Source organism: Streptomyces sp. NBC_01232, assembly GCF_035989885.1.
Lineage (GTDB): Bacteria > Actinomycetota > Actinomycetes > Streptomycetales > Streptomycetaceae > Streptomyces.
In genome coordinates, this window is the sequence record NZ_CP108519.1 from 23,454 (window position 1) to 48,904 (window position 25,451).

Sequence of the window (25,451 nt, forward strand, 5' to 3'; positions counted from 1 at the left end):
GCAGGAGTCGGCCAGCGGTCAGGCTTCAGCGGCGCCAGCCGAGACAGTCGGGGTCAGGGGCGGAGGTACCACAGGGCGCCCCTGACGGGTGGGTTCGTGCGTACGCTGCCTGTCCGCTGTCGCGGCGGGGCGGACGGAGGGGGCGGCATGGTGGTGGGGTTCTGGCATTGGATCGAGCGGAATTCTGCGGGGTTGAGCCTGCTGGTGCCGTTCCTGGCCATCGGCGGGGGTCTGCTGGGGAACTGGCTGGGTGCGAAGGTGCAGGCGGCGGGCGGTCTGGCGCAGGCGAGTGCTGCGCGGGAGGCGGCTCGGATCACGGCTGAGGCTCCCCGGTTGGCGGCGTTGCGGGATGAGCGCCGGCTGGCGATCGCGGAGCTCGTCCGCACCTCGCGCAGGCTCTTCCGCTTTACGGGCGAGCTGTACAGCGAGGACCGCGATGCCGAGGCCCGGCTGATGTACGAGGAGGTGTCCCAGGCGTATGCCGAGGTGGAGCTGAGTGCGCCGGCGAGCCTGGTGGTGCTGGCACAGCCGGTTATGGAGGCCACCCAGGCTGCTTTGGATGCGGCTCGTCTGCGGGGCCCGGCTGCCAGGGCGATGGCGGTCCTGCAGGAGGTGGCGGATGACGGTGGCACACCGGGCTGGGCCGCGCACTCGGCTGCGCTGAGGGCGCGGGAGGCGCTCAGGGCGCGCAGGCAGGATCGGGAAGCGCTTACGAGGGAAGCGGTCGAGGTGATGCGTCGGTGCGGCCTGCTGTCCGAGGGACAGATACGCGCGGTCATCGGTGACTTGCCTCGCGGGCCGGTCACCGTGACGCAGCATGAACGAGCGCAAGCCTACGCGGGGGCGCTTCGAGAGTTCCTGGACGCGGCGCGGCTGGAGCTGGGGGCCAACCGCGAGGGCGGGGTGGAGTGGATTCCCCAGCCCGGAGAGGCCCGCCCCACCCAGATCTAAGTTACTTGTAACAGACCAGAACGGCCCACTCCCCCGCCCGCGGTGTACCAAGGTCCGGTGCCCAGGGGTGCGGCGCGGGGTGGGGCCGGGCGAGTTGCGGTGAGAGGGTGGTGGGCGAGTCTGTTACAAGTAATTTGCTGGTGAGAGAGGCGGGATAGGGTTCGGAGGTCCAAGGGCGACAAGACTGCAGGGGTGCGCTGGTGTTCATCGAGGTCAGTGACGTCTCCACAGCCCCGTCCGACGAGGGGCCGGCGGGCCTCATCCTCATCCCCGTCAACACCCACGATCGCGGCTATCGCACCACCTACGAGCTGTACATCCGTGAGCAAGACAACTGGCTTCCCCTGCGGCTCGGCACCGTCAAGATCGGCAGCACGCACCAGCAGCCCGGGAACCGCGCCCTTCGCCCCGGCCAGTACTCAGCGCTGGACGACGAAAGCCGACCCCACCAATGGTTCTCGGTGGGCCAGGACGACACCTACTACGCCAACATCGCCCGGCTCGGCGCCGAACAACGCGTCTCCATTCTGGAAGCCCTGTCCGACATCGCCTTCAGCCGAGAAGCCTTCGAGGCGGCAATGGAGCACGAGGTCACCCACGCCTCCCTGCTCCGCAGAGTCCCCCTTACCGCACTAGAAATCCAGTTCAGGCGAATCGCGGAGGGCGGCGACCGCCTGCACGGCTACCACTTCGCCTACACCACGCGCAATGAGCGGCCACACGGAAGCTCGACTCTCGACTTCAAAGCCGATCCCGGTTCCACACCCCCCAGCAACGTCCACGTCCTGATCGGACGTAACGGCGTCGGAAAGACAACCCTGCTCAAGCGAATCGCCCGCGCAGCAGTCCGCGCCGGCTCCACAAAAGCCGACGGCACCTTCGCCCTCTGCGAGCCCCCGGCTGGCGTGACCGCGGGCATGCCGAGGAACGTCGTCTCCGTCTGCTTCAGTGCCTTCGACCCCTTCTCCGGCTTCGCCGACTTGATCCCGGACCCCGCCACCTCATTCGAGTACGTGGGCTTGCACATCAGGACCGGCAACCACAGCGAGCGAATGTCGCACGAGGATCTGGCCGCCGAATTCACCGGAAGCCTGGCAGTCATCCAGGCAACCGGCAGAACGCAGCGCTGGGCCAGCGCGGTCGGCACGCTGATGACCGACCGGGCATTCGCCACGGGCAGCGTGCCCGAGCTCGTCGACTACATGAGCAGCACGGACCCGGACGACTTCTCCCACGAAGCCCCTCACCGCGTGTTCTCGGAACTGAGTTCCGGCCACGCGATCGTGCTGCTCACCCTCACCCGTCTCGTGGAACTCGTCGTCGAGCAGACCCTGGTCCTCCTCGACGAGCCGGAGAGCCACCTCCACCCGCCGCTGCTCTCCGCCTTCGTCAGGACGCTCTCGCAGCTCCTCGCCGACCGCAACGGGATAGCCATCGTCGCCACGCACTCCCCCGTCGTGCTGCAGGAGGTCCCCCGCTCCTGCGTCTGGAAGCTCAGCCGGTGGGGCGGCCTGCGAGCCGAGCGGCCCAGCATGGAGACCTTCGGGGAGAACGTGGGAGTCCTCACCCACGAAGTCTTCGGCCTCGAAGTCCAGGAATCCGGCTTCCACGCTCTCATCCAGCAGGCCGTCGCCGAGCTGGACACCTACCAAGCCGTCCTGGACCGCTTCGGCGGCCAGCTCGGCGGCGAAGCCAGGGGTCTCGTCCGGATCCTCCTGGCGGACAAGGCCGCGGGCGAGGACAGCTGATGTGGCCCCTGGGCCGTCCACGCCACGGCGCCCGGGACAGCTACGAGGCCTGCATCTCCCGCACCAGAGAGATGGGCGCCCAAAAACGCCGCACCCGCCTGATCGCGGCCGCCGACGCTGTCGAGGCAGCCGGCGAGGCATTCCGGAGCGGCGCCGCCGCGGGATCCCTGCACGACCTGAGGCCCGAGGAGTTCCAGGTCCCCGGCATCAGCCAGGACGAGAAGGTCGTCACCTGGCTGTACGAGAACGGCATGGTCAAAGGCGGCCCCGGCCGGGCCATCTACGACGACCTGATGTCCGCCCCCGAACACGACCGATGCCCGCTGTGCGGGCACGGCACAGTCAGCCAGCTCGACCACTTCATGCCCAAGACCAGCTACCCCGCGCTATGCGTGGACCCGCTCAACCTCATACCGGCCTGCTCGGACTGCAACAAGGTCAAAGGCGACACGAAGGCCACCCGGGCAGAGGAGCTTCCTCTCCACCCGTACTTCGACGACATCGACAGCGAGCCGTGGCTCGCCGCCAGGGTGATCCATGAGGACGGCTCCGTACGGCTGGAGTTCTACGTCTCCCCACCGGACAGCTGGGACCAGGTCCTGATCGACCGCGCCCGCAACCACTTCAAGCTGTTCAAGCTCCGCAAGACCTACGCCAACCAGGCCAACCGGTACATCGGCGAAATCCGCGGCCTGCTCCGACTCCTCCTGGCCCGCGGCGGAGCCGAAGCCGTCCGCGCCCACATGCTCGACAGCGCAGACAGCTCACTGAGCGAGCGCCCCAACAGCTGGATCGGCGTCACCCACCGGAGCCTGGCCGCAGACCCGGCCTTCTGCCAGGGCGCCTTCGGCAGCTGACCGTCGGGGAGACGCGCGAGCCGCTTTGGTCCTGCGGGTGTGCAGCTGGGCGGGCTTGAGCCAAGGACCACCGAGCGCGCGCGTCGCCCTGGAGGGGCCCGCCCGGGACGACGTGCGAAGGGCCTCCGGGCGGGCTCCGACGTCCACGATGCCAGCCAGGAACCGGCCGCCTGTCGAGGCGCGGCCGTCCGAGCGCCAGGACCTCGTCGCCTGACGGCCACCGGGGCTGGCCGGCCCCGGCCCAGAGACCACACGACGGGTGCTCTCCAAGGGGCCGATCGAAGCCCTGACCCCGTCAGTCGTTCTCTTCGTGGCTTCGTTCACTTCAATCGGTTCTGGCTCAACTTCCGTGCTGAGTGACGGTCCGTTACGGCTGGACATCGAAGAGAGCAATGGAAGGGGGTGGCGGGGCAAGTACTGCGCGAAGGCGCGTCAGTATGGCTCGCCACTGCTTCCAGTCCTCCGGGTCGACCCAGTTTGAGGCCGGCCCATCCTCGTCGCCGACGATGCGGGCGAGGGCTTCGTCGGCGAGTGCCCGGAGGTCGGAAGGGAACACGGGCATCGGTGTTTCCGGGCCGTAGGACATGTCGACGGGTTCGCCTCCCGGGCATTGCGCCGCGATCAAAGCGGCGGCGGCCACCGCCTCTTCCGCTTCCGTGAGATAGCCGGTTGCGTCGATCGTACGGATGAGGACGCCTCGGATCAGGGCTTCACGCGCCTCGGGCTCGGCGGCGTCGAGCGCGTTGGCGAAGTCCGCGGCTGTGTCGTTGTCGAAGGGACCGGTATCCCAGGTGCCCATGCTGATCTCCTTGCGTATGGTCGCCCGGATCCTCGCATCAAGCACTGACAACACGACTACGGGGCGAGCAGGACCCGTTTGCGAAGCAGGTCGAAGCCTGCGCGGCCGAACATCTGGCGCTTGAGCATCTTGATCCGGTTCACGTGGCCTTCGACGACCCCGGAGTTCCAGGGCAGCGTCATACCGGCGATGACGGCGTCGCGGTCTCGGTCGATTCCGGCCGCGAGAGTGTGGAGGCTGGGCAGGTCGTCCTGACGGACGTCGTCGAGCCACTGCGGGAGTCGTTCACCCTGGCGTTCGGTGAGCATGTGGGCGAAGGAGCGGACGTGACCGGTCAGGGCATCGAGTTCGGGGCAGTTGGCAAGGACGGCCTTGAGCCGGAGGTGTTCGATCTCGGTCAGCGTCTCGGGTCGGCTGAGGATCCATCTCGTCACCACGCGGGGTGCCGGCGGCTGCGCGGCGACCGGCCGTGGCGAGGTGCGCTTCTCTCGCAGGTAGGCGCTGACCCGGCCGTAGCTGCCGCGATAGCCCAAGGGAACGATCTCCTCCCACAGCTTCCAGGCGTTGGTGCAGCCCTCGTCCCAGCGTTGGTCCAGGTAGGGCTTGTACTCGTCGAGGACGGAGGTCCTGCTGTGCTGCCACTGGCCACGAAAGAGGTCTTCCGGCTTCGCAGCGTCGGCGAGGCTCTTGACGGTGCGGTGGGTCATCTGGAGCCGACGCCCGATGGAGCGGCGGCTGTGGCCGGCTTCCAGCAGCGCGTGGACCGTGGCATGCCGGGCTCGGAGGCGGTTGGCGAACCGCTCGCTCCGCCATGGCGAGTCCGTCTTCTCCTCGGGCGGCGCGGGTTCGTCGGCCTTCGCCACGGGATCGGGGACCAGAACCCGAAGGCACTGGCGGTGTCGGGCGACCGCACGCTCAGCGGCTTCCCCGAGGTTGTGCCATAAGTGCCAACGGTCCGCGACCTGCGTCGCCTGGGGTGCCCCGGCTGTGGCGCCTTCCGCGAAGAACGGCGCGCGGTCCCTGCAGACGACCTCGATCCCTGGCCGCTGGGCGAGCCAGGCGGCCAGGCTTGATGCTTCTCTATCAGGCAGGAGATCGATCGGACGACGGGTCTCGACGTCCACCAGGACAGTGCCGTAGCGGCGGCCCTTGCGGGTGGCGTACTCGTCGACGCCGACCACCCGAGGCATCGGCACCTCCGGCTCGGGCAGCGCCTCGACCAGGCGCAAGACCGTGCTCCGGCTGATGGACATACCAAGCACGGCAGCCAGGCGGGCGCCGGCTCGACCAGCCAGGGCGAGGCCGACTGCGGTCAGGATGGAACGCAGTCGTTCGGTGCGCTGGCCGTGCCTGCGGGTGAGACCGGATATTTGCTCCACGAACGTCCGACGTGGGCACTTGGTGTTCCCGCACCGGAACCGCCGGACCCGCAGGTGGAGTACGACGCTTCGTCCGGCGCTCGGGACATCAGCGAGAATCCGCAGGTAGGAGCTGTGAACCCGGGTCGAGCAGACTCCGCATCCCGGGCAGGCAGCGCCGGCCGTGGTGCACTGCGCGTCAAGGCGCACGTTCTCGATACCCACGTCCACCGACCGCACCGCGATGTCCGCGATCGCCGGGAACAACAGCGCCTTCAGCTGGCGTGCAACGTCTTCCACGGCCCGGACTGTCAGCCCAGCTGCACTGACCACCGTCCATTTTCGGGCGACTTCGCATACCGTCCGGAGACGCTCAGCCGTCACTCACCGTGGCCACTGCACGAAAGCTGAGCCAGAACCCTTCAATCAGCAGCGTTTGTCTGCCGGTACGGGCAGCATTTGGGGATCTTGAAGTCCATGAATGTTCACGAGAAGTAGCAGCGTGGACGATCACGTGGTGTCCCGTGCCTGCCCAGCGCCAGCCGCGCCGGAGGCCCGGTGCGGCGGCGAACGGTTAGTCCGGGCACTCCTTCTGGTCGGACGCGGCCTTCAGCCGGGCTCGGATCCCTGTCCTTCCCTCACTGCAATACCACGGTGACACCGTGTTCCTGCAGGATGTGCACGGCCGCCTCGAAGTAGGAGCGGTCAGGATGGCGGTCGACGATGTGCCTGGCGAGGGCGTGGCGTGCGATGTCGGCGTGGTGCCAGATGAGTGTGAACGGGGGTACGACGGAAGGACCGCCTCCCAGGTGGTCGTCCACCGAGTCGAGGCTGCCGCCGTAGGTGGAGCCGGGGCCGAGGAGGGCCTCGCCGAGTGCCAGGAGCAGGCCGGGCTTGTCGGTGACGTGTTGTCCGTCCAAGTGGTACGTCCCGCCCGAGCGGCCGATGCCTGGTCCGTACGGGCCGATGCGGCTGAGGTCAAGCCAGGCGGACCGGCCCGGCGTACCGAAGGGGGCCCACTGGTTGGGCTTGGTGGGAGCGCCGTGGAACCATGTGTCCCAGACCGGGCGGGCGGCCATGGCAGGCCGATCGTCGCCGGTGTCGGCGAGGGTGATGTCTATCAGGGTGTCACCGAGGACGGACGGGCGGGCCTCGGTGATGCGGAACTCGAGTTCGTACTTGGCCATGGTCCGGCCGGTGTGGTCCAGGGCCCACAGCCTGATCAGGTCGTCGTCCTGAGTACGGGCTCGGCCCAGCCGGGCCGACAGTGCCTCTCCGGGTTCGCAGCCGATCAGGTGCACGGACTGGCCCTGCCTCTGCGGACGCGGGACGAACAGGCCATCCACGGCGAGGCAGCTCCCCACGGGGTCTGCGGCCAGAAGCGACTCAGCCCACAGTTCGAACCGGGGGCAGTCGGGCAGCGGGTTCGGGCCCCAATAGGCGTCCTCCCTGACGCCGGCACCCACGACGATGTCCACACGCTCGGAATCAGCGGGCGTGGGCTGGTGGGCGAGGACAACAGCGTCCTCCAGGTCCCAGAACCGGGTCGGCCCTTGGCGGTCCTCGGCGTAGATGGTCACATTCACGTCGCCCATCAGCCGCACCGGCTCCGCAGGTCGCACGACCGCCTGGGCCAGCAGGCTTTCGCGCGGGCACCCGCGTAGCGTCAGGATTTCCCGCGGCAGTGGCGGAGGATCCATGAACAACCCCTCGACCTCCGCGCACCGCGCCCAGAGGTTGCTCGGCTCCTCCTCGTGCACGTCCTCCCAGACCAGGAGATGACGGACCGGGAAGTCCCGCTTCCACGCTATATGTTCCTCGCCCCGCACACTGCTCCCTGTCGATCTTCGTGTGCTCACGATACGGTCAGCCGGTGCAAGCTGGCTGACCCGCGACCGCTTGTCCGGCCCGCAGCCGCCCGGGCCAACGACGAGGGCGCCGCAAGCTTGCGGCAGGGGCGAAGCACAAGAGGGTCACCGCGTGGGGTGGCCCCAGCGCCGGTAGTCGTCACACGTCTCGACCGCCGCACCGGCGGGACGGTCCGTAATCCGCTCAGCGCCCTCACCGCAGCTCTTCCAGGGCTGGAACCAGAACAGGAGTCCGCCGGCCAGAACGGCGATCCCAACCAACACCCAGGCAACGGTACGACCCGACATGCCAGGTACCTTTCCTCAAAGCCGCGATCTGTTACATGGTCAGCGCGTCAGCGCGGTCGTCCCAAGACCCGGTGCCCCAGCCCGGATAGTCCTGCTTCCGCAGATCGCCGTAGGCGCACCCGAGGCAGACTATGAAGGTCGGGTCGACCATGTTGTCCCGGTAGTCGATGAGCGTCATGCCACCGATTTCATCGTTGTTCGCCACCGATGTCGCCTGGTCGCGGAACCCGTACTGCCCGAGCGTCTTCGTGCCGTCCATGTCCCACTGGAGCTTACGCCCGGTGTAGTCCAGGTCCGCGTACACGCAAGTGAATCCCCACGAACAGCCAGGCGACGCAGCCGCCACGGAAGCCGATGGATTTGCCGTTGTGCAACGCGGCCACAGGTCCCTTACGTTTCTCTGGGAACGGTGCGGTGGGTCCAGTACCGAAGTACTGGACCCACCGAGGAGAGATGTGCAAGGGCCTGTTAGGGGCCGGTGACGGCTGGCTCCGGCCCTGACCGGGGTGCTGCCGGGCTAGTCGAGGCTGGGGAGTTGGAACCCGCCGGTGAAGGCTGCGAAGGCAGCCCGGGGGTCCGCATCGATGGCCTCTGACGGCTCGGGGGCTTGCTGGTCGTCGAGGGCAGCGGCTGGGGCCGGAATGAACTCTCCGCCGTTCGCGGCCAGCTGCTCCAGCTGGTTCAGCAGTTCGTTTCGGTGCGCTTCCTCGGCGCGGGCCGCGGCTTCGGCGTCCTGGGCCAGCTTCTTGCGGAACCCCCGGGCACGGCCGGCCTTCGCAGCAGCCTGAGCCTCTTTGCGCGCCTGCGCCTCAGCCTTCGCGGCCTCCAAGGTCTCCCGCACCTGCCGGGCAGCATCCGAGAGCACGGAGGGCTGCACCTCGGCGACGGTGGACACCTCGGACTGATGCATTTCGGCGGGGGCTTGCGGAGCTTCGAGGACAACGTCATCACGGCCGGAGCGGCATGGCACGCAACTGGAGCGTTCCCGGCCCGGGTGAATCAGGCAGGGATCCATGATCTGCAAGGCAGCAGCAGCGGCCTTCGCACGGTGCGGCTTGAGGTCGTCCAGCCGCTTGCGCAGGAACCCCTTCGGAGCCTTGATCATGCTCGGCAGGTCCTTCCCGAGCTCGGCCAGCAGCGCGGTTGTCAGGGGCCAGCCCTCAAGGTCCGCCTGCTCCAGCAGGTACGGCGCCAGCTCCTGGCGCTGCTTCGTGTTCAGCGTCAGCGGGCCGTCGAGCAGTGACAGCAACTCGACCGCGGCGGCGATCCGCTCGGGGTTCGTCTTTTGCCCGGAGGGCTGGCCCCCCTCCCCCGTCACGGCCGTGACCACTTCGTCGGGCACCGTTCCGGACGGTGTGGGGGGTAGGGGGGTTACCACCCCCCTGGGGGGTGTGGGGGGGACGTGGTTCCAGTGTGCGGCTGAGCCGGAAGTGTTCTGACCTGCGGAGTGTCCGTTTTGAATGTTTCCGGCTGACCCGGATGCTGGCGACCAGCTTCCGGCTGAGCCGGAAACATTCTGACCTGCGGAAATACCGCCAGCTTCCGGTTGACCCGGAAACATTGCAAATTGGGGCACAGTGGCCATGTCCGGGTTGTAGAGCGGCTGCTCGTACACCTCGTAGACGATGCGTCCACGGCGCCCTGGGAACTTCTCGTTCGCCAGCTCCACCCGCCGGATGAACCCCAGCTCCACCAGGCGCGCGATGGACGCGTACACGGCGTCACGGCCGATGAGCCTCACTGTGTCGCCCGGCGACTGCACGCCCTGTTCCCGGAGCATCGCGAGGAGCGCGGCCGCCGTCACCTGGGAGCCCTCGGTGATGGCGAACAACAGGTGCACCATCACCGTGAAGTCCACGGGGTTCTTCAGCGCGCCCGGCCCGAACACCATGTGGCGGTGGACCGTGACGGCGAGGACCGGAGCGGCGCCCCGGACGAACGTGGTGTCGCCGCTGATGGACCGAGTGCTCATCGGGCACCCTCGGCAACCGGGAGGCCGGCACACGCACCGGCGATGCGGGTAGGGCCGGTGAAGATCAGCAGTGCGGGCACGGAAGTGGGACGCTGGCCAGCTGGTGTGCAGCTGGCCAGAAAGACGTGCAGTTCAGACACGGGAAAGTTCTCCCCTGGTGGGGAGCCGTGGACGGCAGTGTGACCAGATAGGGCCCGGAGATGGTGGCCTCAGGAGAAGAGGCTGCTTATTCTGGGTACTGGTGACCACGCGGGCCTAGGCCCACGGGCATCACCCCCGGCGAGGTCACCTCACCGGACCACGACTCGGATTGCTTGCAGGCGGGCGAGTCGAATTGCTGTATCGAGGCCGTTCCTGTTGGCGCAGGGGCGGCCTCAAGCGTTTTTTTAGGGCTCTCCGGAAGCGGCCGTGACCACCTCGGGATACCGCTGGGCAAGGCCGTGAAGCAGCTGGATGTACGCCGCGCGCTTCGCGCCCGGTCGGGGTTCGACGGAACCGGACTCCCACCGCAGAACGGCCAGAGGCTGCACACCGATTGTCTCGGCCACCTGTTGCTGGGTGAGGCCGGCAGCGCGACGGAGGGGGGCGCGGACCGGTGCTGGCGGCAGCTCTGCGTGCTTACGCAGCAGCCCCTGTACCGCCGCTACGGGGTCATGAACAGTCGTCATTACCTTCACCTCCACAAGGTAGATAGGCGAAACATACCTGGCTGCGCAGGAACGCGGGGCTCCATTGGGCGTGTCGTTCCGCCGATTCTGGCTTTCTAGCCCTCGGGCGGAGTCTCGTAGTAGTCGCCCGTTGCCGGTGTCACTGGCCACTGGGCAGAGGCGCCGCGGGGCAGTGGGTAGCCAACGGCGAAGATCTCGGAGGACATTCGGATGTCCTGGACCTCGGCGATCCGTTCTGGCTTCTTCCCCTTTGCGGGGAAGAAGGTGACGCGAAGGGCTCGTAGCAGCGGCACGCCAGTCGGCGGCATGACGAGCGCCTCGGCTTCCTCTGGCGTTGGCATACGGGCGGAGATTTCCTCGCGCCAGTGGAGCGGCCTTCCCTGCCACTCCTCCAGACGGTCGTACATGCCACCAAGGCCTGTCCCGCCGGTGAGTTGCGGGAGCTCTTCGGTTACCCACGCAGAGATCCAGCTGTCTGCGAGTTGGCGGTGCGTTTCCACATCAGGGTCGCCGATGAGGCGCCGCCGGACAGTCAGCTCGTGGCCCGTATCGACTTCCAGGATGTCGGCGATGTCTGTTGGTACGGGAAGGGTCACGACTTTGGTGTTCTCGCCGTCGGGGTGAGGCAGGGGGCGCCAGTGTTGTGATTCCGGGCCGCTGTAGTAGCCGAGTTCATCTCGCTCGATCTGGCGGGTCCTGACGATGAGGCGCAGCCGGTCCGGGTGTTCGCGGACGACAGTGCCGGCGCGACGGCGGGATTCGATCAGTCCTTCGCGGCGGAGCAGCCCGTACGCCTTGCGCACCGTGATGTCGCTGACGCTGTACTCCTGTGCGACGTCGCGCATGAGAGGCAGTGTCGCCCCGGGTGAGTACTCCCCCGAGGCGATTCGTTCACGCAGGTCACGGGCGATTTCCTCGTACCTAGCCGCCATCGTCCGATCCCTTCATCGATCCCCCGAATGGGATTTAACGTATACGAAAAGCTTGCATCCGATCGCTTCTAACGTATACGTTAACTCATGTCAGCCGGTGCGGCCCCTGGTTGGAGCCAGGGGCCGCACGGTGTCCTTCGCATTGGAGTGCGCGGGACATGAGTTGTCCGGCGTTGGAGCGCCGGACTGGCTGTCGGACCTGCCCATGTGTGTGGATGAGGGGACCGACTTCGTGATGGTTGCAGAGATGGGGCGCTGGTGGCGCCCCCGGCGGGGTGGGTGCCCCGCCACGGTGCGGACGCGGACGGTTTTACCGTCACGGAGCTGCGCCGCAGGACTGGTTGAGACCCTCCCGGTGGCGCCTGAGGCGCGGGGCCTGGGCGGGGATGAGCTGCGGGTGCGTGCGAGCCTGCGGGTGCTGGGGGTGGAGCTGTGAGCGGGCAGGGCGGGGTGCCGTCCTGGTACTCGCAGCAGGGCCCGCACTTGGCGGCGGTGCCGGAGCAGCGGGCCGAGGAGCACGGGTACGACCGGGACGCATGGTTGAACGAGTTGTGGTCGGACCCGGCGTACGCGCCGGTGGACTCGATCCCGGACCGGGCGTCGTCGGCCGATGACGCGATCGACTGGGAGAGGGTGCGGGCCGCGGTTCGGCGGGTGCGTCCGGTCCGGACGCTGGCTCTGCTCGGTGTGGGTGTGCTGCCGGCCCTGTGGTGGGCGCAGGGGGTCACGGTGCCGATCGCCGCGCAGGTGTCGGTGGACGCGGCGTGGGGGGCCGGGGTGCTGGGCGCCGGGATCGCGGCCGTGGGTGCGGCGACGGGTGGCCGGGTGCGCCGGTGGGTGTCCGCGGCGCTGCTGGTGGCCGCCGTGGGCGGGACGTTGATCGCTGAGCCGACCCGCCTGCTGGTGGCGGCCTGGATCGTGGGGGTCTGACCGATGGATCTGATCACGTTCACGCACGTCGTGACCCGGGCCGGGGCCGCGTTCGGGTTCTCCCTGATGGTGGTCACGGCGATGTGGGTCTACTACTCCCGGGGCCGCACCCTGAAGGCCCTCAAGAAGCGCAAGGTGTGGCTCCCGTGGGCCGGCGCCGCCCTGACCATGGTCATGGCCTCGGCGGTGACCGGCGGTCTGCTCGGGCAGATCAGCGGTGGGTTCACCGGCACCGGCAACGAACTCGGGCAGAACATCGGAGACGTTGCGGTCGGGCAGTCCGGGGCCGGCGCGGTCCCGCTGTCCACCGGGGAGGTTCTCTCCTACTCCGGCTCCTGGCTCGCGTTCTGCATGATCATCGGCCTGGCCCTGTTCATCTGGTTCGCCAAAGGCTGGGAGGAGCGCAGCCTGGCCCTGTCCGGCGGCCTGACCGGTGCCACGTGGGGGATCACGGCCGCGATCGGCGGCTGGGCGTCGATGCTGGGTGTCCCGCTGCTGTCGTGGCTCGGGGAGGTGCTGATCGGATGAGCCAGCGCCCCGCCCGCCGGACGCGGTCCGGCGCCCGTCACCTGGCCCTGTTCCTCGCCCACTGGGCGGGCGGGCACACCGTCTCCAACGAGGAACTGTTCCGCCGAATCATCAAGCAGCGCGCCGAGGCCCACCAGGAGGCCCTGGAAGAGCACCGCCGCCTGGTCCTCAAGGCGCACAAGAAGGCGACCAAGCTGCACCGGATCGCCGAGGAGGACGGCGGCCTGACCCCGGCCGCCAAGGCCGAACTCAAGGCGGCCACCAAGGAGGCGGAGCGGCACACCGCCGCGCTGCGCGCCCTGGGCGAGTTCACGGTGCCCGCCCTGGACCCGGGGCAGGTACGCCACCGGCGCCGCCGGATCGCCGCCGCACGGTGCGCGGTCCTGGCGGCCCCAGCCGCCGGGATCACCGCCGCCACCGTGGCCGGCGCGTGGTGGACCGGCCCGACCGCCGCCGTGCTGGGCGTGCTCACCTCCTGGGCGCGCGGCCCGCAGGCGTTCGACCTGACCGTGCGGCCCGTCCCGGCCGACCTGATCGCCGAAACCCCGATGGTCCTCGCCGTCCCGGGCGCCGCCCCCGCTCCGGCCGTGGCGGCCGGCCTGCCGTCGGTACCGCCCATGCCCACCAACGCCCCCGCCACCGCCGGGGCCACCCCGGCCAAGACGGGCACGGCGGCCGAGGGCGGCCAGGACCTGGTGCTGGCCCTGTCGAAGGCGCTGGGCGCGTGCCGGGTGATCCCGCGCGGCACCCGGGTCACGCTCCTGGCCGCGCCGGAGGTCACCGCGGAGCGGTGGACGGCCATGGTCCGCCTCCCGGACGACACCGGCGCCACCGTGGACCACGTGGTGGCCGCCCGGAAAAATTTGGGCGGGGAACTCGGCCTGGACCGGGCCCGCCTGCACGTCGAGCAGGTGGCCGGCGCGGACGACAAGACGCTCCGGGTCTCCGGCTTCACCACCGACCCGTTCGCCCGGCCGAGGCTGTGCACTGCGGAGATGCTCGGCGGAGTCGATGTGTGGGAGCAGGGCATCCCGGTCGCGTTCGACGCGTTCGGGCGGCTGCTCTACCTACGGCTGCGGGACGTGTCGATCCTGCTGGGCGGCTCCTCCCGCTCCGGCAAGGGCGCCGTCCTGCGCCTGATCATCGCCGGATGCCTGCTGGACACCCGGGTGCGCCTGCACCTGGCGGACGGCAAACACCCCGGCCAGTACCGGTGGTCCTTGTTGGCCGACTCCTACATCTACGACCCCGACAAGCGCGCCAAGCAGCTCGCCAAGCGCCTCGAAGCCCTGGTGGCGGAGATGGGCGAGCGAGCCGGCCGTCTGGCCGCGGTCGGGGTGGAGTCCCTCGCGGAGCGCCCCGACCTGGTCGGCACCGACGGACTGACCCTCGAAGTGGTCGTGGTCGACGAGGTGTCCGCGTTCACGCTGGACGCGAAGTACGGCAAGCGCATCACCAAGGCGCTGATCGAGCTGGCAGCCCGCGGGCTGGCATTCGGGATCGTTCTCATCCTGGCCACGCAGCTCTCCACCGCCGGGGTACTGGACCGGCTGATCACCTCGAACATCGTGTGGCGGTGGTGCATGTACGCCACCGGCGCCGACGAGTCGAACACCATCCTCGGCAAGGGCATGGCCGGGCGCGGCTACTCCGCGCACCTGCTCGACCCCGAACAGCGCGGCTCCGGCCTGCTGCTGGCCGAGGGCCGCATCTCCACCGTCCGCTCCCTGTGGCTGGACGGGGACGACATGACGGCCGTACAGGACATGATCCGCGCGCTGCGCGCCAAGCCCGCCACCACGGCGACGCCCCCGGTTCCGGCCCAGGCCCCCGTTCCGGCGCCCTCTCCGGATCCGGCGGAGGAGGAGGCTGACTGGTCGGTCCTGGACGGTTGGCTGGAGCAGGCGGCACCGCCCGTTCCCGGTCCTGCGGCGGTGCCGGCCGGGGCGCTCCAGCGGCTGCGGGCGCTGGACGTGATCCGGCAGGCCGGACCCGACGGCATCAAGCGCGCCGCCCTCGCGGAGGCGGTGGGCGCGCCCGCCACCACGGTCGGCGGCTGGCTGAAGGAGTGGACCGGGCAGGGCGTGATCGAGGCGCTCGGCAGCCCCCCGCACACCCGCTACGCCGCTACCGACGGCCGTCAGTAGCCGTCCGTAGAGCCCGGTTTCTACCGACGACCGCAGGTCAGAGCGCTGCGCCCCCACTGACGAGGGGTCGTCAGTAGCCGTTCGTCAGTAGCTCGTCAGTAGCCGCGCCACCGTCTGCCCGCTGCCCGCCCGCCCCCGCGTCGCACGCCCGGGGGCGGGTCGAGGGGAGCCGCCAGACGGCCCCAGACGCAGCCGAGCGCCCCCGATCAACTTGGCGGAAGAGCAAGGGGCGCCCGGTTCCATCCCTCACGAGAGACGGAGCCACATCATGGCATTCCGCAGGACGATCTCCCAGAGCGAGCTGGCCCAGGGCCAGAGCGACGCCGACCGCCAGCAGCACGGCCGGGGCTACTCCGCCCAGACCGGCGGGTGGACCGAAGTGGCCACCGACAAGCCGACTGCTGGCACCGGCACCACCGACCAGGATGCTTCCGGCGTCCGGAAGTGGTGGAAGTGATGGCCCGCCACACGGCCCCGGCCCGCCACGGCCGCCGGATGCGCCACGACGCCAAGAACCGGCAGTACGTCTGCGCCCGCTGCGGAGGCTGGACCACCCGTCTGTGGGCCCTCTCCCAGGGCGGTGCCCGGTGAGCGCGGCCGAGGCGGCCTATCAGGCCGCGCTCGCGCAGCAGGCACAGGCCCGCCAGGAGGCCGAGGCCGCGGCTCAGGCCATATGGGACGCGCAGGAGGCGGCCGCTGCGCTGGCCGCCGACATCGCGGCCCACCTCGGCGGCCACTGACCGGCCGCCTCACCAGCCGCGGAAGAGCACCCCGTTCGGGCGAGCCCTCTGAGGTCCAGCTCGATCCGGCGGGCTGGGAGAAAACTCCCGGCCCGCCACCCAAGTCCATGCTTCGGAGGTACCCGTGACGACGCATCACACGCTGCACGACCTGACCCGGCCGGCCGTGCCGCTGGCTCCGCCCGGACCGGCCGCCGCTCCACCTGGGACGGGCGGTGCTCCGGCTCCGCACCGAAGGGGGGAAGATGCCGGGATGAACGAGACGCTGACGCACGGCCAGAACATGGGCCAGGGGGTGGCCGTGGCCGGGGCCACTCCGGTGACGACCGGGGCCGCTCCGGCCACACGGCCAGGCGCTCCGGCTCGACCGGAGGGCGCTCCACCCCCGCCGCGCAAGGGCGGCCAGGGTCGGCCTGGGGTGCCCGGCCAGCCGGTGGCCGTGGCCCCGGCCGCCGGCGAGGTGGCCCCGGCCGCAGTGGCCGCCCCCCAGGCCGGGAACACGGTGGTTCGCCGCGGGGCCCGGTGGCTCGCGGCGGCCGCCCTGATCGGCATGATCCCGGTCACGATCATCGGGTTCGCAGCCTCGTACAGCACCCTGGCCGCGATGGCTGAGGCGGCCGGATTCGCCCCGTGGCTGGCCCCGTGGATCCCGGTCGGTATCGACGGCGCGATCATCGGGTTCCTCGCGCTGGACCTGTACCTGACGGGCCGCCGCATCCCCTGGCCGCTCCTGCGGTTCGGCGCCCACGCCATGACCGCGGCCACGGTGGTCATCAACGCCGCCGGGGGCACCGTCGTGAAAGCCGCCGCCGAAGGCGCCGAGGTGGCAGGCCCGGTACGCGTGCTGTGGCATGCACTGATGCCGGTCCTGTTCGTGGTCGGCGTGGAGGGCGCCCGGCGCCTGATCGTGCACGCCGCGCAGCTCGAGGACGGCACGGCCAGCGACCGGGTCCCGCTGCACCGGTGGGTGCTCTCCCCGATCCGTACCGGCCGGCTGTACCGGCGGATGCGGCTGGCCGTGGTGCGCAGCTACCCGGAGATGGTGGAGCGGGAGCAGGCACTGGAGGGCTACCGGGTGTGGCTGACCCAGGAGCTGGGTGGGGACCTGTCGAAGGCGACCGAGGTGCAGCTGCTCCCGATGACGATGGCGCCCCGCGGGTACACCGTGGAGGAGGCCCTGGCTCTCCCGGCGAAGTGGAAGGACGAGGCGGCGGAGCGGGCCCGCGCCGAGGCGGAGCGCGAGCGTGTGGAGGCGGAGCGCCTGCGCCGGCAGGCCAAGGAGGACAGGCTGCGGGAGCTGGAGGACGTCTCCGACATCAAGGTCGCCGAGCACCAGCAGGCAGTCCGGACGGAGACGGCGGCCGCGGACGCGGAGGCTGCGAAGGCGGAGGCGGAGTCGGCGGCGCAGGCGGCCAAAGTGGCGGCGGAGCACCGCCGTCGGGCGGCGGAGCGGCAGTCCCTGGCGGAGGCCCAGGCGCTCGAGTCGGCGGAGGCGGCGGCCGCTCGCCGGAAGATGTCCGAGGACAAGGCGGAGGCGGAGCGGGCCGAGGCAGAGGCGGAGCGACAGCGCGCGGAGAAGGAGAAGGCGATCGCCGAAGCGGCACGGCAGCGGGCGGCGGCCGCACATCACGCGGAGGCCGAGGTGCGGGCTAACGCCGAAAAGAAGGCCGCGGAGCAGGCGGTTGCCGAGGCCGCGCGCGCGGTCGAGGCCGCCCGGTACGAGACAGCAATGGTCGAGGCACGCGCCCAGCAGGCCGAGGACTACGCACGGCTGACCCCGCGCGAGCGCTCCGAGCGCCAAGTGGCCCGGATGATTCTTGCCGCCGGGGGCGACCCCGAAGCGGTACCTCTCAGCACGATCATGGACGTGCTCAACGTGAAGCAGACCGCGGCAGGCGACATCCGGAAGGCGGCCCTGGACAAGCTGGACGGTGGCTACCGGCCGACCGAGTTGGAGACCTTGCTGGACGTCCGGGCCTGACCCGGCATACGGCGGCGGCCGGTACCTGAAAGCAGGTACCAGCCGCCGCGGTCCATCGCGTCAGGTCTGCCCGCCCCACGACCGCTTGCGGGGCTCAGACTCCGCCTCGCCCAGGTCGCCCTGGGCCTGGCCGGGAACAGCCGGCCCGCCCGGCGGAGCCAGCGCAGGCCGCGCCGGAGCGGGAGCCAGCGCTGCCACCGCCCGCTGCAGGTCCGCGATGTGCTCACCGCGCGCCACGAGCTCGCGGCGCAGGTGCTCGGCCTCGGCCTCCGCCAGCTTCTGCCCGAAACGGGCCTCGGCCAGCGCAAGCGCGTGCTCCGCGTTCAACCGAGCCAACTCCGCCCGCAGTACGGCCGCGTCCTGACCCTCGCCGTGGGCCGGCGCGGCGGGGCCGACCGGGCCCGGGGCGGCCTGGTCGGGCGGTGCGGGGGCGTTGAGTCGGAAACCCGCTGCCAGGAGGTCGTCCACCGGGACCATCCAGCCGCGCTCGGGGTCCTGGACGGAACCGGGCAGGTCACCCGCCTCACGGCGGCGGCGGATCGTGGAGCGGCTGACGCCGCACGCGGCGGCGGCCTCCCGCTGGGTCAGCATCGGGCGCGTCATAAGCACATCCTCTCCGGCAACGCCGCTCCCTCACACCACCACCCCCGCCGGACCTGTCGGACCGGCCGCGGCGCTGTCCCCGTAGGTTGTGGCCGGTCAGCCGTCTCTGCACCGCCATCGGCCCATGCGGAGCCGGGGCACGCCTCTCCGGCCCGTTGGTGTCAGCCGAACGGTGCCACCCACAGTTGGGTGGTGCTGTCGCGGGGGGTGGCAAGGACGGTGGCAAGGATGGTGTTGTCGCAGGAGAACGCCACCGCGGAGACTGTGCCGGTTTGTCCGGTGAGGGGGTCGCCGACGGGCTGGCCGGTGACCGGATCCCACAGCCGAACCGTGCCGTCGGCACCCGCGGAGGCGAGAAGACGACCGTCGGAGGAGAACGCCACTGCGGAGGCTGGTCCGGTGTGTCCGGTGAGGGGGTCGCCAACGGGCTGGCGGGTTACCGGGTCCCACAGCCGAACCCTGCCGTCCCTGCTGGCGGAGGCGAGGAGGCAGCCGTCGGGGGAGAACGCCACCGCGGAGACTGTGCCGGTGTGTCCGGTGAGGGGGTCGCCGACGGGCTGGCCGCTGACCGGGTCCCACAGCCGAACCGTGCCGTCGGCACCCGCGGAGGCGAGAAGGCCACCGTCGGGGGAGAACGCCACTGCGGAGACTGGTCCGGTGTGTCCGGTGAGGGGGTCGCCGACGGGCTGGCCGCTGACCGGGTCCCACAGCCGAACCGTGCCGTCGGCACCCGCGGAGGCGAGAAGGCGGCCGTCGGGGGAGAACGCCACTGCGGAGACTGGTCCGGTGTGTTCGGTGAGGGGGGCGCCGACGGGCCAGCGGGTTACCGGGTCCCACAGCAGAACCCTGCCGTCCCTGCTGGCGGAGGCGAGGAGGCGGCCGTCGGGGGAGAACGCCACTGCGGAGACTGGTCCGGTGTGTCCGGTGAGGGGGGCGCCGACGGGCCAGCGGGTTACCGGGTCCCACAGCAGAACCCTGCCGTCGTCGTGCGCAGAGGCAAGGATGGTGCCGTCGGGAGAGAAGGACACCGCGATGGCCCGGCTGCCCGCCTTGAGACCGGGCAGCATCACCGGATGCCCCTGTCGTACGGCGTGCAGCACGGCCCGTTCCGCGAGGCAAGCGTCCGATGGTAGTGGCTGCCGGACTTCCTGCTCGTACAGCCTTACCGTGCCGGTAGTACCGGCGGTGACGAGGAGGCGGCCGTCAGGCGAGAACGCCACCGTATTGACCAGCTTGAGGTGGTCGGGGAGGGGGTCGCCGACGGGCAAGCCGGTGACCGGGTCCCACAGCCGGACGAGGCCGACCCTGCCAACCCTGCCTTCCCCGCCGGCCGTGACGAGGAGGCGGCCGTTGGGGGAGAACGCCACTGCGGAGAGTGCGTCGGTGTGTTCGGTGAGGGGTTTGCCGACGGTACGGCGGGTGATCGGGTCCCACAGCCGAACCGTGCCGTCGGCACCCGCGGAGGCGAGAAGGCGGCCGTCGGGGGAGAACGCCACCGCGCGGGCCCTGCTGGTGTGTCCGGTGAGGGGTTTGCCGACGGTACGGCGGGTGACCGGGTCCCACAGCCGAACCGTGCCGTCGGCACCCGCGGAGGCGAGAAGGCGGCCGTCGGGGGAGAACGCCACTGCGGAGACTGTGCCGGTGTGTCCGGTGAGGGGTTCGCCGACGGGTCGGCGGGTGACCGGGTCCCACAGCCGAACCGTGCCGTCGGCACCCGCGGAGGCGAGAAGGCGGCCGTCGGGGGAGAACGCCACTGCGGAGACTGTGCTGGTGTGTTCGGTGAGGGGTTCGCCGACGGGTCGGCGGGTGACCGGGTCCCACAGCCGAACCGTGCCGTCGGCACCCGCGGAGGCGAGAAGGCGGCCGTCGGGAGAGAACGCCACCGCGCGGGCCCTGCTGGTGTGTCCGGTGAGGGGTTCGCCGACGGGTCGGCGGGTGACCGGGTCCCACAGCCGAACCGTGCCGTCGGCACCCGCGGAGGCGAGAAGGCGGCCGTCGGGAGAGAACGCCACCGCGAGGACCGCCATGCCGTGGGCGAAGGACGACTGGTACCTGACATGTGGCCCAACTTCCCGCGAGTCCAAGGCGGGTACGGCCAGCTCCAGCTCCCTGCCAGTCGACTCGGGCACGGAAGGAGCCAGCGACACATTACTCTCCACGGTCTGGACGCCGGAACCAGGCGATGACGGTGCTGCGACTTTCCGACGGCGTGCCTGCTTCGCCGTGGCGATGGCCATCCAACGTTCGTACCACTCGTCCAACTTGGGATCCGCGTACGCCGGCGGATCGCACTCCCTGCCGTACTTGTCCCACGACAAAAGAGTCCGGACAAGCCACATCAGCCTGTCCTGACCCAGATAGCCGCCACTGAAAGCGGCGCTCTGCGTAGCGGGCGGCAAGGACACCTTCTCGTCGGCGAACAGCTTCTTGGCACGGGCCTCGATCGTCCGTAACGACGGATTGCCCCGCTGCACCTTCAGCCGCGTCAGGCACTGCGCCTGCTCCTGCAACAGCTCCTCGTACGTGCCCGCGCCGCCTGCCGCCCCGCGCTGCTCCGCCATCCCCGCCCCCACTGCTCTGTGGGAAGCCACGCTAGAGCCCCAGCGCGGCACAACACCGAACTTCACCGAACTTCCCGGAACAACCCCGAACGGCGATGAGCGAGCGCAATGCGTTCGGTCGCACACGGCCGCTGTACGGCGATGCCATCCAGCTGATCAGAATTCTCCGGGGTTGTTCGATATGCCCAGGTCACAGCCCTGGAGTCGCACATTCGAGACATGACCACGGATCAGAACTCGCAGCCCACCACCGGATCACCCGACGAGGCTGCCGCCCAGCCGTTCCTGTCCCTGCACACCACCGTCGTACTGCTCACCGCCCTCGTGATCGGCCTCGTTATGGGCGGGCTCACCTTCCTCACCGGCACCTCCGCAGCGGCCGCCCTCATCGTGGGACTGACCGGCACCGGTGTCAGCACACCCGTCCTGCGCAGCCTCATCCGTTAAAGGTCGGATGTCGTCGCCTCCGCCGTCGCGGCCATGCTCACCGACCACGACCCCGCCGTGGTTACCTCCACGTGGACCGGGGCCCGTGCTCCGCCGCCCCGCACCCCAGAGCTGGCCGCCCACCAGCACAACCAGGCCCCCCCGGGGCCGCCCTCATCGAAGGGCGGCCCCGGGGGCCTTCTTGCGTTTCTGGAGCACTTCAGCCCGACCGGCCTCACCTCTGGTCAAAGGCCCACATGGGGGAGCAGCAGTGCTGTGACGGACGGCAACCCCGCGAATTTCCTGCACTTCGCGAGAGACGTCGTGGGCTCCTTTAGATGCGGCACCGCCCCGGATCCACGCGGTCGGGCTGCACTGCCGGGAACACCCGGCAGCAGGACCTCACGAAAGGGACCACGTACGTGAACACTCACCCCGGAGGAGGCGCCGGCCCGCGCCTGTCCGTGCTGCTCGTGGTGGCGGCCGCCGCCGTTGCAGCCGCGCAGAGCGAGGCGTGGGCGACCTGGGGGGGGTCCTTCATTACGCCGTAATGAAGGACCCCCCCAGGTGGTGCGGAGACGGCTATGCCAACAGCTCGGCCAGCTGCTGTCGATATTCGGGGCTTGTGCTGGCCCGCAGTTCTTCGGCGAAAACCTCTGGGCCGCCGACCAGTTCGATGTAGCGGGCGATCGCCCGGTCTCGCTGATTGTGTTGGGTCAGCTTGCTGAACGCGATGTCCATGGCGGCGGCGCCATCGGCCCACGGCATCTTTACAGGCGCTGGCATGGGTACTGGGCCACGGGCAGCCGGCACGCCGTCCGTGCCGGGGCCTGTATCGATGGCCTTGGGGTCGGCGGTCTTCATTACGGCGTAATGGGACCGGTCGGGCTCGCCAGCTGCGGGGAACTCCGGCTCATCCTCTGCGGCGCTCGGCGTGGGCTCCGGGCGTGTGGGGGCCGGTACTCGCTTCTTGGCTGCCGCCTTCTGTTCCTTGAGGAGTTCGAGGTGTGCGGCTTGCTCCTCCGGCTTCTTGTTTCCGACCCTGCGGAGAAGTTCTGCGGGCTCTTCGCCGGCTACCAGCTTGCTCTGGAGCTCGGGGGTCAGCCCGAGGAGGGCCAGACGTTGCGAGACCCAGCCTTGTGAGCGGTGGAGTCGGGCTGCCAGCGCTTCTTGAGTGCCAGCGCTCTGCAGGAGTTGCTGAAGTACGCGGGCTTCGTCGAGAGGCTCGAGGTCCTGGCGGTGGATGTTCGCGACAAGTGAGGATTCGAGGATCTCATCGGCGGTGTTGCCAAGGTCTTCGTCAAGCATGACCTTGATGTCGCTCAGGTCGGCCTCACGTGCTGCTGCCAGGCGGGAGTTGCCGTCGATGACGACGTACTCGGCGCCTTCGTCCAGATCCTCGGCCCGGTCCGGGTTGGCTTCGAGGTAGGAGAAGCGCGACATGATCGTGATCGCTTGCTTCTGGCCGTGGTCACGAAGGCTGGCTGCGAGGTCGCGAAGGTCCCCGAGCGTCGTGCGGGGGTTGGCCGGGTTCAGGCTGATAAGACTCACCGGGAGTTTGACCGGAGGGAGCGCGCCTTCGGTCGGCGCGCTGGTGGCCGCGTCGATGGCCTGGCGCCGGGCGCTGACGTTCTGCGTCTGCGTGAACGAAGCGCCCTTACCCAGTCGTGATGCCTTGCTGCTCATGCGATCTCCCGTGCGAGCGCGCGCAGGGCGACGGCCTGCGTGCACTGAGGTGCGTAGGCGAGCAGAGGCTGCTTCACGCGCACTGCTTCCTTCTGTTCTTTCAGGTCGCCGATGAGTCCGACGACGCGTGGGTTCCTTATGGCCATCCAGCTCTCCAGCGAGGAGGTGGCGATGTATCCGCGGCGGGCGTCGTAGTGGTTGACCACGATGCCCAGGTAGTCCAGTTCGAGGTGCATGTCCGAGCGCAGGTCGTCGATCTGGCTGGTCAGCAGGCCGTAAGCGTCCGCGGAGCTGTCTTCTGCTTGGACCACTACGAGGATGCCGGAGTTGCCAGGTGCCTCGGAGTCGCGGCGGCGGCCGTAGTAGGCGGCCGCGTCCATGCTGAGCCCGAGGCTTGGGGGGCAGTCGATGAGGATGACGTCGTAGTCCGACTCGACGGGGGACAGGGCTCGTTCGAGTGCGGCCTCCCGGGCGCGTACGCCGGAGAGCTTCACGTCGAGGAGGAACGCGTCCGTGCAGGAGGGCAGCAGGTGCAGCCGGTCACCGAAGCGTTCGTCGGCGACAGTGACGATGAGGTCCTTGAGCTTTCCATGTGAGTCCCCGCCCATGTGCTTGGTGAGGCTGTCGCCGTCCAGGGGCAGAAGGTCATGTCCCAGCTGCTTGGTGAGGTGTCCCTGGGGGTCGAAGTCGACCAAGAGGACACGAAGGCCGAGTCCGGGGAGGTCCTCCAACTCCAAGGGGGTGGCATCCGGGTCCGCCTCGGCGAGGGCATGCGCGAAGTGCTTGGACACCCCGACGGGGTGCAGGGTGTCGGGGTCCTCTGCCATCGCCTCGGCGGCACCGGCGGCCACCGCGGTCTTGCCCACACCTCCCTTCTGGTTGCAGACGACGATGCGTCGTACGACCGAGGGGCGCTGCACGCCTGGGGCTGGGTGCGTCTCCAGCCACAAAGACACCGACTGCGCAAGTCCCTGGATGAGGGAAACGCCCCGATGGGTGCAATCGGCTCGGAATGCATCCCACTGGCCCTCCGGCAGCCATGTCGAGAAAGACTTGGCGCCAGCGGTGTCGACGGGGGAGAGGTTGGACCCGAGGCCGCGCCAGGCGGTGACCCCCTCTTCCACCGCGTGCTGGATGTCGATGCGGAGCTGAGCGGTGCGGACCTTCAGCTGTTGCTGCAGAGAAGGGGGCAGCTTGGAGACGACTTTCTCCCGATCCCCCGATGGCGTCGATGACATGATGACACCTTACTAACATTCAAGATCAATTTCATGCATGGCGCGTTACCTTGGATGGCCAGTCTCATTACGGCGTAATGGAGCCGTGCTCGGGATGCGGAGACAGAACCGCACAAACCGACAGCGACCGCACCGCGATCCGCACGCCGACAGAGCTGCAGCCGACCACCAGCGGTAGGCGCCCCGCCAGATCGAGGCGCACGGGAGTGTGTACCCCCACGCGGTGATGGCTGACCGGAATTTGGCCGTAAAACCGAACCGCTAAGAAAGCCCAATATTGCGCCGCATGATAGGCGCACGTCTCGACCGCGCCGACCGCGCCGACATGCTGCGGGCGCTGCTCTGGGTGAGCGAAGTCCGCATAGCCGGCGACCTCGCTGCCGCGCGACGCGGATCCCCTGGACGTCTACGGAGAGGCTCGGGGCGGCTTCGCCAAGGTCGGGGTGGATACCTACGACCGTGCGCACGATTCGGATGAGGCTTTGGGGTTCGAGGGGTGGCCGTTGACCGTCGTGAAGAGATGGGCGGTGTCGTCGCGGGCGGTGGCGCGGTGGGGAGCCGTCACGAGCTGATACCCGTGCTGCGCGAGACGGCACTACCCCGGCACACCGAACTCTTCACCCCTCACACCTCGGGCTGCAGCGGCTTGATCATGGATCGGTACACCGGCGCGCCGTCCCATGGCTGAGTGACGCCCACCAGTTCGTAGCCCAGGCGCTCGTACCAGGCGGCGGCCGGCGCTTCGGGGCGGACGGTGAGGGTGACCCGCTCTGCGGTGACTCCGTTCAGCAGGGCGGCGTGCAGAGCCCGGCCGACGCCAAGGCCGCGACGGTCCGCGAGTACGGCGAGTTCCATCACGACGAAGGTGCGGCGGCCGTCCTCGCGGGTGAACTCCTCGGGCAGGGCGGTGTTCAGGAATCCGGACCACCATCCGGTGGTGGATGCGAGGGGGAGGCCGTAGGCGAACCCGGTGAGCTCGCCGCCGTCGCGGGCCAGGACCAGGCGGAAGCCGGGCGTCTTGTGCTCGCGCTGGTAGCGCTCCAGGAACTCGGCGACGTCACGAGGTCCCTCGTTGTACGGGGGCTCTGCGAACACGGCTTCATAGACCGGGGCGAGGTCGTCCAGCTCCCGCCCGGCGGAGACGGTGTCGGTGACGGTGGTGTATTCCAC

At 69.7% G+C, this 25,451-nt stretch carries 24 protein-coding genes; 11 read left to right on the forward strand and 13 right to left on the reverse strand.

What is annotated here, in order from left to right; all coding sequences use genetic code 11:
• The first annotated feature begins 147 nt into the window (after positions 1-147).
• The 3 genes from OG444_RS39975 (at position 148) to OG444_RS39985 (ending at position 3,556) form a co-directional block, all read left to right on the forward strand.
• Positions 148-951 carry a hypothetical protein gene (locus OG444_RS39975; RefSeq protein ID WP_327267110.1) on the forward strand — a complete coding sequence of 268 codons (804 nt, stop codon included), beginning with the start codon at positions 148-150 and terminating at the stop codon, positions 949-951.
• Positions 952-1,151: 200 nt separating this feature from the next.
• On the forward strand, positions 1,152-2,699 hold the full coding sequence (locus OG444_RS39980) for an AAA family ATPase (protein WP_327267111.1): 1,548 nt from the start codon (positions 1,152-1,154) through the stop codon (positions 2,697-2,699).
• Positions 2,699-3,556 carry a hypothetical protein gene (locus tag OG444_RS39985; RefSeq protein ID WP_327267112.1) on the forward strand — a complete coding sequence of 286 codons (858 nt, stop codon included), beginning with the start codon at positions 2,699-2,701 and terminating at the stop codon, positions 3,554-3,556. The genes OG444_RS39980 and OG444_RS39985 overlap by 1 nt, the downstream gene beginning before the upstream one ends.
• A 367-nt stretch (positions 3,557-3,923) precedes the next feature.
• Here the strand turns inward: OG444_RS39985 and OG444_RS39990 are convergent, their stop codons facing one another.
• From OG444_RS39990 to OG444_RS40025, 8 genes are all read right to left on the reverse strand, one after another.
• The gene (locus OG444_RS39990; RefSeq protein WP_327267113.1) at positions 3,924-4,355 is read right to left on the reverse strand and encodes a DUF4259 domain-containing protein; all 432 of its coding nucleotides are present in this window, start codon (positions 4,353-4,355) and stop codon (positions 3,924-3,926) included.
• A 56-nt stretch (positions 4,356-4,411) separates the two neighbouring features.
• On the reverse strand, positions 4,412-6,013 hold the full coding sequence (locus OG444_RS39995) for an ISL3 family transposase (protein ID WP_327267114.1): 1,602 nt from the start codon (positions 6,011-6,013) through the stop codon (positions 4,412-4,414).
• Between the two features lie 338 nt (positions 6,014-6,351).
• Positions 6,352-7,308 (reverse strand): barstar family protein, encoded by a 957-nt coding sequence (locus tag OG444_RS40000; RefSeq protein ID WP_327267115.1) that lies wholly within the window; start codon positions 7,306-7,308, stop codon positions 6,352-6,354.
• Positions 7,309-7,686: 378 nt separating this feature from the next.
• Complete coding sequence (locus OG444_RS40005; RefSeq protein WP_327267116.1) at positions 7,687-7,845, reverse strand: hypothetical protein; 159 nt, start codon at positions 7,843-7,845, stop codon at positions 7,687-7,689.
• A 55-nt stretch (positions 7,846-7,900) separates the two neighbouring features.
• Entirely contained in the window at positions 7,901-8,215 is a 315-nt protein-coding gene (locus OG444_RS40010) for a peptidase inhibitor family I36 protein (RefSeq protein WP_327267117.1), read from the reverse strand.
• A gap of 171 nt (positions 8,216-8,386) precedes the next feature.
• Positions 8,387-9,841 (reverse strand): hypothetical protein, encoded by a 1,455-nt coding sequence (locus OG444_RS40015; protein WP_327267118.1) that lies wholly within the window; start codon positions 9,839-9,841, stop codon positions 8,387-8,389.
• A gap of 386 nt (positions 9,842-10,227) precedes the next feature.
• Positions 10,228-10,509, reverse strand: a complete 282-nt coding sequence (locus tag OG444_RS40020; protein ID WP_327267119.1) for a helix-turn-helix domain-containing protein — start codon at positions 10,507-10,509, stop codon at positions 10,228-10,230.
• A gap of 95 nt (positions 10,510-10,604) precedes the next feature.
• Positions 10,605-11,441 (reverse strand): GntR family transcriptional regulator, encoded by an 837-nt coding sequence (locus OG444_RS40025; protein ID WP_327267120.1) that lies wholly within the window; start codon positions 11,439-11,441, stop codon positions 10,605-10,607.
• A 432-nt stretch (positions 11,442-11,873) separates the two neighbouring features.
• Between OG444_RS40025 and OG444_RS40030 the strand changes: the two genes are divergently transcribed.
• From OG444_RS40030 to OG444_RS40060, 7 genes are all read left to right on the forward strand, one after another.
• Positions 11,874-12,371, forward strand: coding sequence for a hypothetical protein (locus OG444_RS40030; protein ID WP_327267121.1), 498 nt, complete (start codon positions 11,874-11,876; stop codon positions 12,369-12,371).
• Between the two features lie 3 nt (positions 12,372-12,374).
• Positions 12,375-12,899, forward strand: coding sequence for a hypothetical protein (locus OG444_RS40035; protein WP_327267122.1), 525 nt, complete (start codon positions 12,375-12,377; stop codon positions 12,897-12,899).
• On the forward strand, positions 12,896-15,046 hold the full coding sequence (locus OG444_RS40040) for a hypothetical protein (protein WP_327267123.1): 2,151 nt from the start codon (positions 12,896-12,898) through the stop codon (positions 15,044-15,046). Before OG444_RS40035 ends, OG444_RS40040 begins: the two co-directional genes overlap by 4 nt.
• 268 nt (positions 15,047-15,314) lie before the next feature.
• Complete coding sequence (locus OG444_RS40045) at positions 15,315-15,503, forward strand: hypothetical protein (RefSeq protein ID WP_327267124.1); 189 nt, start codon at positions 15,315-15,317, stop codon at positions 15,501-15,503.
• Entirely contained in the window at positions 15,503-15,637 is a 135-nt protein-coding gene (locus OG444_RS40050) for a hypothetical protein (RefSeq protein WP_327267125.1), read from the forward strand. The genes OG444_RS40045 and OG444_RS40050 overlap by 1 nt, the downstream gene beginning before the upstream one ends.
• Entirely contained in the window at positions 15,634-15,786 is a 153-nt protein-coding gene (locus OG444_RS40055; protein ID WP_327267126.1) for a hypothetical protein, read from the forward strand. The genes OG444_RS40050 and OG444_RS40055 overlap by 4 nt, the downstream gene beginning before the upstream one ends.
• A 253-nt stretch (positions 15,787-16,039) precedes the next feature.
• Positions 16,040-17,767 carry a DUF2637 domain-containing protein gene (locus OG444_RS40060; protein ID WP_327267127.1) on the forward strand — a complete coding sequence of 576 codons (1,728 nt, stop codon included), beginning with the start codon at positions 16,040-16,042 and terminating at the stop codon, positions 17,765-17,767.
• 60 nt (positions 17,768-17,827) lie between these two features.
• Here the strand turns inward: OG444_RS40060 and OG444_RS40065 are convergent, their stop codons facing one another.
• Together OG444_RS40065 and OG444_RS40070 are read right to left on the reverse strand one after the other, a co-directional pair.
• Complete coding sequence (locus OG444_RS40065) at positions 17,828-18,370, reverse strand: helix-turn-helix transcriptional regulator (protein ID WP_327267128.1); 543 nt, start codon at positions 18,368-18,370, stop codon at positions 17,828-17,830.
• Between the two features lie 161 nt (positions 18,371-18,531).
• Positions 18,532-20,931, reverse strand: coding sequence for a WD40 repeat domain-containing protein (locus tag OG444_RS40070; protein ID WP_327267129.1), 2,400 nt, complete (start codon positions 20,929-20,931; stop codon positions 18,532-18,534).
• A gap of 219 nt (positions 20,932-21,150) precedes the next feature.
• Between OG444_RS40070 and OG444_RS40075 the strand changes: the two genes are divergently transcribed.
• The gene (locus OG444_RS40075; RefSeq protein ID WP_327267130.1) at positions 21,151-21,378 is read left to right on the forward strand and encodes a hypothetical protein; all 228 of its coding nucleotides are present in this window, start codon (positions 21,151-21,153) and stop codon (positions 21,376-21,378) included.
• Between the two features lie 561 nt (positions 21,379-21,939).
• Here the strand turns inward: OG444_RS40075 and OG444_RS40080 are convergent.
• The 3 genes from OG444_RS40080 to OG444_RS40090 form a co-directional block, all read right to left on the reverse strand.
• The gene (locus tag OG444_RS40080) at positions 21,940-23,043 is read right to left on the reverse strand and encodes a ParB/RepB/Spo0J family partition protein (protein ID WP_327267131.1); all 1,104 of its coding nucleotides are present in this window, start codon (positions 23,041-23,043) and stop codon (positions 21,940-21,942) included.
• Entirely contained in the window at positions 23,040-24,281 is a 1,242-nt protein-coding gene (locus OG444_RS40085) for a ParA family protein (RefSeq protein WP_327267132.1), read from the reverse strand. Before OG444_RS40085 ends, OG444_RS40080 begins: the two co-directional genes overlap by 4 nt.
• 624 nt (positions 24,282-24,905) lie before the next feature.
• Complete coding sequence (locus OG444_RS40090) at positions 24,906-25,451, reverse strand: GNAT family N-acetyltransferase (protein WP_327267133.1); 546 nt, start codon at positions 25,449-25,451, stop codon at positions 24,906-24,908.